At 73.0% G+C, this 13,328-nt stretch carries 1 protein-coding gene; it reads right to left on the reverse strand.

Annotated features, from left to right (window positions below):
* Positions 1-65 precede the first annotated feature (65 nt).
* Positions 66-13,304: a non-ribosomal peptide synthetase/type I polyketide synthase gene (locus tag OG392_RS29965; protein WP_329284569.1), complete on the reverse strand. Its 13,239-nt coding sequence runs from the start codon at positions 13,302-13,304 to the stop codon at positions 66-68.
* Positions 13,305-13,328: the final 24 nt, after the last annotated feature.

Here is a 13,328-nt window from a genome sequence, read left to right on the forward strand (position 1 = left end):
CACCCGAAGGCCCGGTCCGGGGTGGATCGGCCGGGCCGCCGGAGGGGCGGCCCGGCCGGGTCGGTTCAGTGGGCGCCGAGCGCCCGGCTCAGCTCGTCCGCCAGAACCCGCAGCCGCTCACCACGCATCACCGTGTAGTGGTCGCCGGGAACGTCCACGAGGGTGGCGTCGCCGGGGAAGTACTCCATCCAGCGCCGCGCTGTCTCGACGGTCGCGCCGCCGTCCGCCGCCCGCAGCGACAGCACCCGGCCGGCGAAGGCGCTGGGCGCGTACCGCAGCAGGGCACGGTAGTTGCTCTGGAAGCGGCCGACGATGGAACTCAGCGTGTCGAGGTCGATGTCCTCGGACAGCGCCCCCGCCGCGCGCGCCTCGGCGTGCAGCACCTCCACCGGCGGACGGCCGTCGAACGCCTCGGCCGGCAGCTGCCACTCGACCCCGGCGAGGCCCGCCAGATCCCGGGCGAACCAGGACAGCAGCACCTCGTCGGAGACCGGCTCGCCCCCGGCCGGGCCGGGCCGCTCCATCAGGTCGACCACGGCGAGCAGCTCCACCTCGGCCCCCGCCGCGGTCAGCTGGGCCGCCATCTCCAGCGCGATCACACCGCCCATGGACCAGCCGCCGACCCGGTACGGGCCCTCGGGCAGCGCCTCACGGACCGCCGCGACGTAGTGGGCGGCCATCTCCTCGACGCTCGGCAGCTCCGTGTCCGGCAACTGCAGCGCGTAGAACGGCTGGTCGTGACCGAGGAGTTCGGCGAGTTCCGCGTAACAGAGCACGTCACCGCCGACCGGGTGGACGAACACCAGCGGAGTCCGCCAGCCCGTGGTGCGGACCGGCACGAGAGCCCTGCGGCCGTCCTCGACGCTGCCGGTCTCCCGGACCGCCCGGGCGAGCAGTTCGATGGTCGGCCGGGCGAACAGGCTGGACAGTGGCAGGCTGCGACCCAGGCCGCGGGCGATCCTGGCCATCAGCCGCACCGCGAGCAGCGAGTCCCCTCCGAGGTCGAAGAAGCTCGCGGTCACCCCGATCTCGGCGACCCCGAAGAACTCCGCCCAGATCTCCGCGAGCCGGCGTTCCACCTCGTCGCGGGGGGCGACGAAGCCGGCGCCCTCGACGGCGACCTCGTCGGGTGCGGGCAGCGCAGCCCGGTTGACCTTGCCGTTGTCGCTGAGCGGCAGCTCGTCGAGGACGAGGACGCGCTGCGGGACCAGGTGCTGCGGGACCACCTTGCGCAGCGAGTCGGTGATCCGCTGCTCGGTGTCGTCGCGCCCCTCGTCGAGGACGACGTACGCGATCAGCCGCTTCGGACCGTGCTGCTCGCCCGCCGCGACGACCGCGGCGGCCCGTACGCCCTCGCACTGGGTGAGAGCGGCCTCCACCTCGCCCAGTTCGATGCGGTAGCCCTGGACCTTGACCTGGGAGTCCTGGCGGCCGAGGAACTCGATGGTGCCGTCCGGGAGGAAGCGCCCCAGGTCCCCCGTGCGGTAGAGCCGCTCACCGGTGACCGGGTGGTGCAGGAACGCGGCGTCCGTCTTGACCTCGTCGTTCAGATAGCCGCGGGCCAGGCCGACCCCGGCGATGTAGAGGTCGCCGGGCACCCACACGGGACACGGCCGCATCGCGCCGTCCAGCACATGGAAGCGCTGGTTACGCATCGCCTTGCCGTAGGGGATGCTCACGCAGTCCTCGGTGACCTCCCCGATGGGGTGCAGGATCGACCAGATCGACGCCTCGGTGGCGCCGCCGAGGCTCCACAGCTCGGCATCCTCCAGGAGCAGCCGGATCCGGCCCGGCAGGGTCACCGGGATCCAGTCCCCGCTCATCATGACCAGCCGCACCGGCAGCCCGGTGAGCCGGTTCGCGAGGGCGTGCTCGGTGAACATCTCCATGAGCGCGGGCACGCTGTTCCAGATCGTCACCCCGTGCTCGGTGACGAGCTCCGCCCAGCGGGCGGGCTCACGGTGCGCCGACGGCTCGGGCAGCACCAGGGCGCCGCCGGCGGAGAGAAGACCGAAGACGTCGTAGACCGACAGGTCGAAGTGCATCGCGGACAGTCCGAGGGCCCGGTCCGCCGCGGTGACGCGATAGCGCTCGTTGACGTCGACGATCGTGTTCAGGGCCGCGCCGTGCTCGATCATCACACCCTTGGGCAGCCCGGTGGATCCCGAAGTGAAGATCACATAGGCGAGGTTGGTGGGCTTGGCTCCGGACGGGCCGAGCGGCTCCGGCTCGCCGGCCTCCTCCCGGCTCGCGCCGTCACCCCGCTCGCCGGATCCCTCGTCGGCCCGCACCACGGTCCTGGCCACGCCCTGCGGCCAGTCGGCGATGCCGTCCACCCACGGCTGGGTGACCACCCGGCTGATCCCGGCGCTGTCGAGCAGCACATGCAGCCGCTCGGCGGGCACCCGCGCGTCGATCGGCACGTACGCCGCACCCGCCCGCAGGATGCCGAGGGCCGCGACGACCTGCTCCCAGCCCTTGTCCATGACGATGCCGACCAGGTCGCCCGGTCCCGCCCCCAGGGCGCGCAACCGGTGACCCACCTGGTGGGACCTGCGCTCCAGATCCGCGTACGACAGGGTCAGCGAGCCCGTGATGACCGCGGGCGCGTCCGGCGTCTCCGCCGCCCGGGCCAGCACGGCGTCGTGCAGCAGCCCGTCGGGCACCGGCCCGTCGGTGGCGTTGGCCTCGGCCCGTACCTCCAGATCGGCGACGGGCGCGAGCGCCGGCCTCGGCCGCTGCCAGGCCGCCGGGTCCCGGGACAGCTCGCGCAGCGTCCGCTGGTAGGCCGCGAACATCGCGTCGACGCAGCCCGCCGGGAACAGCTCCTCGATCACGTCCCAGTTCAGCAGGAGCTCGCCGGCCTCCTCGACCGCCTGGTGGTCCAGCCACACCTGCGGGGTGCGGACCGAGCTGCTCACCTGGCGGCCGTTCTCACCGATGCCGGCGAGGTGCCGCACGACCCCACCGGGCTCGCCGTCCTGCCGGTCGGCCATGTTCACCAGGCTGGTGAAGACGACCGGCGCGGCGGCCCGGACCGAGGCGCCGCGCGCCCGGTTCAGTTCCCGGAGCACCTGCACACCGCTGACCTGGCTGTGCTCCATGTCGCTCCACAGCCGGCTCTGGACGGCGGAGGCGCGGACGGCGAACGAATCGGTCGCCGAGTCGCGGATCTCCAGCATCAGGGTCGTGGAGAACTGACCGATGACGTCCCCGACCTGCGGGTGCAGCGGCAGCCGGTTGAAGTAGAGCAGGTTCAGGGAGAAGTCGGGAGTGGCACTCCACTCCGCGATGACCTGCGCGTACGCGGTGCACAGGGCCGCCGACGGGCTGACCCCGGCCGCCGCCGCGTGCTGCTTGAACCGGTCCCAGTCCTCCCTGGCCAGGGTCGCGCCGCGGTGGTTGAACACCGGCCGCTCCAGGCTCGACGGACTGACGGCCAGCGGAAGCTGGGGCGCGGGCGGCAGGGTGTCGAGCCGGTCGCGCCAGTAGGCGAGCGCCCGGTCGTACTCGGGCCCGGCCTCCAGCGCGCGGGCCTCCCTGACGTAGTCCCGGTAGCGCAGCCGCAGTTCGGGCAGCGTCTCACCGCGGTAGTGCGCCGCCCACTCCTTGAACAGGATCGACGTGCTGAATCCGTCGATGATCAGGGCGTCGAAGCCCGCGTGCAGCCGGATCACCCGCTCGTCGATCCGGGTCACCCGCACATCGAACAGCGGCCAGCACGTGGTGTCGAAGACCTGGTGCCGCATCTCCTCGTGCACGGCGACCAGTTCGGCCTCGCGCTCGGCCGGTTCCAGGACGGAGGCGTCGGTCTCCCGGATCACGTACGCGGGGACATCACGCCGGATGCGCTGCTCGCCGTCGGCGGTGAAGACCGCCCGCAGCATGTCGTGGCGCTCGATCATCGCCCGGAAGGACGCGCCGAGCCGGTCCAGGTCCACGTTCTCCAGGTCGATCTCGATCTGGAAGTACGTCGAGGTGTTGCCGAGTTCGAACGCGTCACCGCGGCCCACGAGATAGGCCTGCTGGAGGTCGGTCAGACCGAACGGCTCGTACCGCTCGGAGTCGTCCCCGACCACGACGGTCCCGCCGTCGGCCGCCGCGGGCTCCGCCTCCCCGCCCTCGTGGCTCTCCCCTTCGGAACCGAGAGCCGCCAGGACGTCGCCGGCGATGTCCTCCGTGCTGCGGCCTTCGAGGAACGCCGCCATCGGCAGCAGGACGTCGAACTCCTTGTTCAGCGTCGTCCGGATCTTCATCGCGATCAGCGAGTCGAGACCGAGCGCCTGCAGCGACTGCCGGGCGTCGAGGCGTGCCGCCGTCGTCCCGAGGGCCCGGGCGACGGTCCGGGTCACGAAGGCCCGCGCCGCGTCGGGCACCACGGCGGACGCCGCGTCGGCTGCTTCGGCCGGAGCCGTCGTCGCGACGGCCGCCGGGGCCGCACCGAGCGGGCGCGCCTCGGGAACCGCAGCCGGGGCGCGCACGGCCGCGGATACGGGGCGCACCGCGGCCGCCGGAGCCGACTCGGCCTCCGCCGCCGACCGGGTGAGGGCCGGGACGAACCGTACGCCGTCGGCCTCGGCCACCAGCCGCCCGTTCGCCGAGACGAGCCGGATACGAGCCCGGGTGCCGCCCTCGAACAGTTCGGCATGACATCGGAGCCCGTCCTGAGGGCCGCCGCGGTCGTAGTGGACGAAGCGTTCGAGACCGGTCGGCACGAGAGCCGGGCCGTCCGCCGGGAAGCAGGCCAGTGCGGTCTGGAACATCGCGTCGACGAGCCCCGGGTGGATCACGTACGCCTCGGACTCGCCGGGCACGGCGGACCGGATCTCGGCGGTGGCCTCGCCGCGCCCGAGCCTGATCCGCTCCACCCAGCGGGCGGCGGAACCCAGGTACAGGGCACGCTGCCACAGCAGCCGGTACAGCTCGTCACCCGTCAGCTCACGGCCCGAACCGCCCGCCGCGAGCGCCACCGTCGGCGCGGCCGCCGCGCCCGAACGGGCCAGGGCCTGCGCGTGCAGCTGCCAGCCACCGGACGGGTCCTGCGCGTAGTAGCCGAACCGCTCGCCGTTCACCACGAGGTGAGCCGTGCGCCCGGTGCCGGCCGGCGCGAGCACCAGGTCGACGGGAAGCTCCAGGTCCTGGACGGACACTGGTCCCGGTCCGGCGAGTTCGGTGACCGCCTCGATCAGTGACTCCACGAACACACCGGCGCTGACCACCGGCCGCCCGCCGACCACGAAGTCGCCGAGGCAGGGGTGCGCCGACGGGTCGAGCGGCGGGGAGAACTGCGCCTCCGCGAGCGGCGACGACGGCAGTCGTGCACCCAGCAGGCTTGCCGACTCGGCGGCCGGCGCCACCGGAAGGGGCGCGGCGGGCGCAGCCGAGGGGGCTTCCGGCGCGAGCCAGTAGTGCTGGCGTTGGAAGGGGTAGGTGGGGAGTTCGGTGGTGCGGGGCTGGTAGGGCTGGAGGAGGGTCGGCCAGTCGACGGTGACGCCGTGGGTCCAGGCTTCGGCGGCTGATTCGATGAAGCGTTCGAGGGTGCCGTTGTTGCGGTGGAGGGTGCCGAGGACGGCGCCGGTGTCGGCGAGGGTTTCGGTGATGCCGGAGGCGAGGACGGGGTGGGCGCTGATTTCGATGAAGACGGTGTCGGGTGTGGCGAGTTGCTGGATGACTTCGGCGAGGCGGACTTTGCTGCGGAGGTTGCGGAACCAGTAGGCGCTGTCGAGTGCGCTGGTGTCGAGGAGCCCGCCTGTGACCGTGGAGTGGAAGGCGGTGTGTCCGGACTGTGGTGTGACGTCCCTCAGCTGGTCGGCGAGGGTGTGCTGGATTTCGTCGACGTGTGCGGAGTGGGAGGCGTAGTCGACGGGGATGCGGCGGGCCCAGATTCCGTTGGTTTCGCAGTGGGTGAGGAGTGCGTCGAGTGCTTGGGGTTGTCCGGCGACGACGGTGGAGGAGGGTCCGTTGACGGCGGCGACGGAGAGTTGTCCGGGCCAGGTGGTGAGGAGGGTTTCGGTCTGGGTTTCGGGGATGCTGAGCCAGGCCATGCCGCCGCCGCCGGAGAGGGCGCGGAGGGCTTGGGAGCGGAGGGCGATGATGCGGGCGCCGTCGTGGAGGGTGAGGCCGCCGGCGACGACGGCTGCGGCGATCTCGCCTTGGGAGTGGCCGATGACGGCTGTGGGGTGGATGCCGTTGGCGCGCCAGAGGGCGGCGAGGGCGATCATCATGGCCCAGGAGGCGGGTTGGACGACGTCGACGCGGTCGAGGCCAGGGGCGTTGTCCTCGCCGCGGAGGACGGCTGTCAGAGACCAGTCGACGAACGGTGCGAGGGCTGTCTCGCAGTCGGTGATGGTCTGGGCGAAGACGGGGGAGGAGTCCAGGAGGTCGACGGCCATCCCGGCCCACTGCGAACCCTGACCCGGGAACACGAACACGGCAGGAGCACCGGAGGCGCGCCCCGGCTTCGCACCGGAGACGGCCGCGGTGACCGCCTCCACCTCGCGGGAGGCGAGTGCGTCGAGGCCGGCGAGGAGTCCGTCCCGGCCTTCGGCGCCGGGGACCATGGCCCGGGACTCGTAGGCGGACCGGTTCGCGGCCAGGGAGAACGCCACGTCGGCCGGGTGGAGCTCGGGCCGTGCCCGTACGTGCTCCGCCAGTCGACCGGCGGCCTCGGCGAGTGCGTCGGCGGACCGCGCCGACACGATCCACGGCAGACCGGCCTCGGGACGCTCGGTCGAGTCCTCGGCAACCGGATCGGTCGCGGGGGCCTCGGCGAGGATGACGTGGGCGTTGGTGCCGCTGATCCCGAAGGACGACACTCCCGCCCGCCGGATCCTTCCCTCCGTGGCGGGCCAGGTCCGGGCCTCGGTGAGGACCTCGACGCCGCCGGACTCCCAGTCGACGAGTTCGCTGGGCCTGCTCACGTTGAGCGAGGCGGGCACTTCGCCGTGCTGGAGCGCCATGACCATCTTGATGACGCCGCCGACGCCGGCGGCGGCCTGGGCGTGTCCGAGGTTGGACTTGAGTGAACCCAGCATCAGGGGCCGGTCGCCGTCGCGTTCGCTGCCGTAGGTGGCGAGGAGGGCCTGTGCCTCGATGGGGTCGCCGAGGACGGTGCCGGTGCCGTGCGCCTCGACCGCGTCGACTCCGGAGAAGGAGACCCCGGCGTCGGCCACCGCGGCGCGGATGACCCGCTCCTGGGCGGGTCCGCTGGGCGCGGTCAGGCCGTTGGACGCGCCGTCCTGGTTGACGGCCGTTCCGGCGACGACGGCGAGGACCTGGTGTCCGAGTCGGCGGGCGTCGGAGAGGCGTTCGACGACGAGGACACCGACGCCCTCGGCCCACGCCGTACCGTCCGCGTCAGCCGAGAACGACTTGATACGGCCGTCCGCCGCGAGTCCCCGCTGGCGGGAGAACTCGACGAAGGTGTGGGGGGTGGACATCACCGCGACGCCACCGGCGAGGGCCAGCGAGCACTCGCCGGACCGCAGGGCCCGTACGGCCAGGTGCAGTGCGACCAGGGACGACGAGCACGCGGTGTCGACCGTGAGCGCCTGCCCCTGCAGGCCCAGGGTGTAGGCCACCCGGCCGGTGGCGACGCTGCCGGCCGTACCGGTCAGGAAGTGGCCCTCGGCCTCCTCCGGGAGCCGGCCGCCACCGCCGTAGTCGTGGTACATCACACCGGCGAACACCCCGGTGTCGCTGCCGTGCAGCGTTCCGGGCGCGATGCCCGCCCGCTCCAGGGCCTCCCACGACACTTCGAGGAGCAGCCGCTGCTGCGGGTCCATCGCCAGCGCCTCGCGCGGCGAGATCCCGAAGAAGGCCGGGTCGAACTCGCCGGCGTCGTGGAGGAATCCACCGCGCCGCACGTACGACGTGCCGGAGTGGTCCGGGTCCGGGTGGTAGAGACCCTCCAGGTCCCAGCCGCGGTCGGTCGGGAAGTCCGAGATCACATCGCGCTGCCCGGCGACGACCTGCCACAGACCCTCGGGGGAGTCCACCCCGCCCGGGAAGCGGCACCCCATGCCGACGATCACGATCGGGTCGTCGTCGGTGCGCGGTGCGACGGCGGCGACGGGCTGCGGGGAGGCACTCTCGGCCCGTTCCCGCGCGAGCGCCAGCGTGAAGTCGACGACGGCGGCCGGCGTGGGGTGGTCGAAGACGAGGGTCGCCGGAAGGCGCAGCCCGGTCGCGGAGTTGAGACGGTTCCTCAGCTGCACGGCGAGCAACGAGTCGACGCCGAAGCTCTTGAACGGCTGGTCCGGGTCGATCCCGTCCGCCGAGTCCCGGCCGATGACCGCGGCGAGCTGGGCGTTGACGAGGTCCAGCAGGAGGCGGCGGCCCTCCTCCTGCGAGAGCCTGCCGAGCCTGCGGCGCAGGCCGGACTCGCCGGCCCGCCGCCGGGGGACCCGTACCAGCGAGCGCAGCACCGGGGACAGGGTCCCGTCGAGGGCGTCGGAGCGCAGGGCGGCCGGGTCGAGCCGGGCCGGTACGAGCAGCGCCGTGTCGTCTCCGAGCGCGCGGTCCAGGAGTTCGAGGCCCTGCTCGTTGGAGAGCGGGGCGATGCCGCGGGTCGAGAGGGTGCTGTCGTCCAAATGGCCGGTGAGGCCCGTGCGTTCGGCCCACAGGCCCCAGGCGAGCGAGGTCGCGGGGAGGCCGGCGGCCCGGCGGCGGGCGGCGAGCGCGTCGAGGAACACGTTGCCCGCGGCGTAGTTGGCCTGGCCGGGGTTGCCGAGCACACCCGCGACCGAGGAGAACAGGACGAACGCGGCGAGGTCCTGGCCCGCGGTGAGTTCGTCGAGGTGAGCGGCGGCGTCCACCTTAGGACGCAGCACGGCGGCGAGCCGGTCCGGCGTCAGCGACTCGATCACACCGTCGTCGAGGAGGCCCGCGGTGTGGACGACGGCGGTCAGCCGGACGTCGGCGAGGAGCCGCCCGAGCGCGTCGCGGTCGGCGGTGTCGCAGGCGGCGAGAGTGACCTCCGCGCCCAACCGGGTCAGTTCGGATGCGAGTTCGTCGGCGCCGGGGGCGTCGGGTCCGCGGCGGCTGACGAGCAGGAGACGGCGGGCGCCGTGCCCGGTGACCAGGTGCCGCGCGACCGAGGCGCCGAGGACGCCGGTTCCGCCGGTGATGAGCACGGTCCCGTCGGGGTCGAGTGCGGTGCCGCCGGCCGGATCGGCGACGGCGGTGTGCCGGACGAGCCGTGGCGCGAGGAGCGTGCCCGCCCGCAGCGCGAGCTGAGGCTCGGTGAGGACGGCCCCGGGAACGCTGTCCATGGCGCCCGCCGGGTCCGCGTCCGTGTCCAGCAACGAGAAGCGGTCGGGGTGCTCGGACTGAGCGGTCCTGACCAGACCCCACACGGTGGCCTGGGCGGGGTTCGTGACGTCGGGGCCGGCGGCGCCGGCGGTCAGCACCAGCAGCCGCGACCCGGTGAACCGGGCGTCGGCCAGCCAGTCCTGGACCAGGGTCAGCGCCCGACCGGCCGCACGGTGCGCGTGACCGGCGAGGCCGGCCCCCGTGCTGTCGGAGTCCTGCGGCGAGCCCGGACATCGTACGGCGACGAGCTGGGGCACCGGATCCGGCACCTCGGCCAGATCGGCGACCAGACAGACGTCCACGTCGGCCGCGGTGGCCTGGACCGGCTGCCACTCCAGCCGGAACAGCGCGTCGGTGCCACGGGAGGCGGCCAGGTCCGCGGTGAACGGCCGCATCGTGACGGACTCTGCGGACAGCACGGGCCTGCCCGCGGCGTCGGTGACGCGCAGGCTCACCCCGTCCGCGCCCTTGGCACCGAGCCACACCCGGAGGGCGTCCGCGCCCTCGGTGTAGCGGGTGACGCCGGACCAGGAGAACGGCAGGACCGTGCCGCCGTCCTCGCGCAGCAGGCCGACCGCGTGCAGAGCGGCGTCGAGCACGGCCGGGTGGACACCGAAGGAAGCGGCGTCGAGCTCGGCGGGCAGGCTCACCTCGGCGAAGACGTCACGGCCGGCGCGCCAGGCGGCGCGCAGCCCCTGGAAGGCGGGGCCGTAGTCGTAGCCCGCTTCCGAGAGGGTGTTGTAGCGGTTCTCGACGTCGATCTCCTGGGCGCCGGACGGCGGCCACTCGGAGAGGTCGAAGTCCGGCGCCTCGTCGTCGATGTCGAGCAGGGCGGCGGCGTGCCGCGTCCACGGAACACCCGCGTCGGCGTCCTGCGGCCGCGAGTGGACGGCCAGCTCCCGCTGGCCGCTCGCGTTCGGCGGTTCGACGGTCACCCGCAGCTGCACGGCCTCGTCGGGCGGCAGCACCAGGGGCGCCTGGAGGGTCAGTTCGGAGAGCCGTCGCCAGCCCATGCGGGCACCCACGGCCATCGACAGCTCGAGGAACGCGGTGCCCGGCAGCAGGACGGTGCCGTGCACGGCGTGATCGGCGAGCCACGGCTGTGTGTCGAGGCCGAGCCGGCCCGTGTACACCAGCCGGTCCTCCTCGACGAGCTCGACCACGGCGCCCAGCAGCGGGTGCCCCGCCGGGTTCAGGCCGAGCCCCCGGGCGTCCGTCGCGGCCGGTTCGGGTTCGAGCCAGTAGTGCTGGCGTTGGAAGGGGTAGGTGGGGAGTTCGGTGGTGCGGGGCTGGTAGGGCTGGAGGAGGGTGGGCCAGTCGATGGTGATGCCGTGGGTCCAGGCTTCGGCGGCGGATTGGATGAAGCGTTCGAGGGTGCCGTTGTTGCGGTGGAGGGTGCCGATGGCGGTGCCGGTGTCGGCGAGGGTTTCGGTGATGCCGGTGGTGAGGACGGGGTGGGCGCTGATTTCGATGAAGACGGTGTCGGGTGTGGCGAGTTGTTGGACGGCTTCGGCGAGGCGGACTTTGCTGCGGAGGTTGCGGAACCAGTAGGCGCTGTCGAGTGCGCTGGTGTCGAGGAGCCCGCCTGTGACCGTGGAGTGGAAGGCGGTGTGTCCGGACTGTGGTGTGACGTCGCTCAGCTGGTCGGCGAGGGTGTGCTGGATTTCGTCGACGTGTGCGGAGTGGGAGGCGTAGTCGACGGGGATGCGGCGGGCCCAGATTCCGTTGGTTTCGCAGTGGGTGAGGAGTGCGTCGAGTGCTTGGGGTTGTCCGGCGACGACGGTGGAGGAGGGTCCGTTGACGGCGGCGACGGTGATCTGTCCGGGCCAGGTGGTGAGGAGGGTTTCGGTCTGGGTTTCGGGGATGCTGAGCCAGGCCATGCCGCCGCCGCCGGAGAGGGCGCGGAGGGCTTGGGAGCGGAGGGCGATGATGCGGGCGCCGTCGTGGAGGGTGAGGCCGCCGGCGACGACGGCTGCGGCGATCTCGCCTTGGGAGTGGCCGATGACGGCTGTGGGGTGGATGCCGTTGGCGCGCCAGAGGGCGGCGAGGGCGATCATCATGGCCCAGGAGGCGGGTTGGACGACGTCGACGCGGTCGAGGCCGGGGGCGTCGTCGTCTCCGCGCAGGACGGCGGTGAGGGACCAGTCGACGAACGGTGCGAGGGCTGTCTCGCAGTCGGTGATGGTCTGGGCGAAGACGGGGGAGGAGTCCAGGAGGTCGACGGCCATCCCGGCCCACTGCGAACCCTGACCCGGGAACACGAACACGGCACGGGAGGAGGACACACCGTTCTCGCCGTCGACCTCGCGGGAGGCGAGCGCGTCGAGACCGGCGAGGATCCCGTCCCTGCCCTCGGCGCCGGGGACCACGGCACGGGACTCGAACGCGGACCGCTTGGCGGCCAGGGAGAACGCCACGTCGGCCGGGCGGAGCTCGGGCCGTGCCCGTACGTACTCCGCGAGCCGGCCCGCGGCCTCGGCAAGAGCATCGGCCGAACGCGCCGACACCGTCCACGGCAGCGTCGCGCCGTCCAGCCGGACAGCGCCGTCCGGCGCCGATCCCGGCTCTCGCGACGTGCTCTCGGCGACCGGTTCGGGTGTGGGGGCCTCGGCGAGGATGACGTGGGCGTTGGTGCCGCTGATGCCGAAGGAGGAGACTCCGGCGCGCCGGGCGCGGTCTTCGGCAGCGGGCCAGGGGCGGGGCTCGGTGAGGACCTCGACGCCGCCGGTCTCCCAGTCGACGAGTTCGCTGGGCTTGCCGACGTTGAGGGAGGCGGGCAGCTCGCCGTGCTGGAGGGCCATGACCATCTTGATGACGCCGCCGACGCCGGCGGCGGCCTGGGCGTGTCCGAGGTTGGACTTGAGTGAACCCAGCATGAGGGGCCGGTCGCCGTCGCGTTCGCTGCCGTAGGTGGCGAGGAGGGCTTGTGCCTCGATGGGGTCGCCGAGGACGGTGCCGGTGCCGTGGGCCTCGACCGCGTCGACGCCGGCGAAGGAGATCCCGGCGTCCTGGACGGCGGCGCGGATGACGCGTTCCTGTGCGGGGCCGCTGGGGGCGGTGAGTCCGTTGGAGGCGCCGTCCTGGTTGACGGCGGTTCCGGCGACGACGGCGAGGATCTGGTGTCCGAGCCGGCGGGCGTCGGAGAGGCGTTCGACGACGAGGACGCCGACGCCTTCGGCCCACGCCGTGCCGTCCGCGTCCGCGGAGAAGGATTTGCAGCGGCCGTCGGTCGCGAGCCCGCGCTGGCGGGAGAACTCGACGAAGATGCCGGGTGTCGACATGACCGTGACGCCGCCCGCGAGGGCGAGCGAGCACTCGCCGGACCGCAGGGCCTGCACGGCGAGGTGCAGTGCGACCAGGGACGAGGAGCAGGCGGTGTCGACGGTGAGGGCGGGGCCTTGCAGGCCCAGGGTGTAGGCCACCCGGCCCGAGGCCACGCTCGACGTGGTGCCCGTCAGGCCGAACCCGGCGGAACCCGCCGCCGCCTCGCCCAGCCGCGGACCGTACTCCTGGGTGATCGCGCCCAGGAACACGCCCGCCGACGTGCCGTGCAGCGACCCGGGGGCGATCCCCGCCCGCTCCAGGGCCTCCCACGCCACTTCGAGGAGCAGCCGCTGCTGCGGGTCCATCGCCAGCGCCTCACGGGGAGCGATCCCGAAGAACGCGGGGTCGAACTCGGCGGCCCCGCTCAGGAATCCGCCGTCACGCACATAGGACGTGCCCGAGTGCTCCGGGTCGGGGTGGTAGAGACCCTCCAGGTCCCAGCCGCGGTCGGTGGGGAGTCCGGAGATCACATCGCGCTGCCCGGCGACGACCTGCCAGAGCGCCTCGGGGGAGTCCACCCCGCCCGGGAAGCGGCACCCCATGCCGACGATCACGATCGGATCGTTGGCACCGGCCTCCAGCTCACGGACCCGCTGACGGGACTGGTGGAGGTCGACGGTGAGGCGCTTGAGGTATTCGACGAGTTTGTCGTTGTCCGTTGTTGTCATGGCGATGATGCCCCCGTAGGCGTC

The sequence above is a fragment of the Streptomyces sp. NBC_00691 genome, assembly GCF_036226665.1.
Taxonomy (GTDB): domain Bacteria; phylum Actinomycetota; class Actinomycetes; order Streptomycetales; family Streptomycetaceae; genus Streptomyces.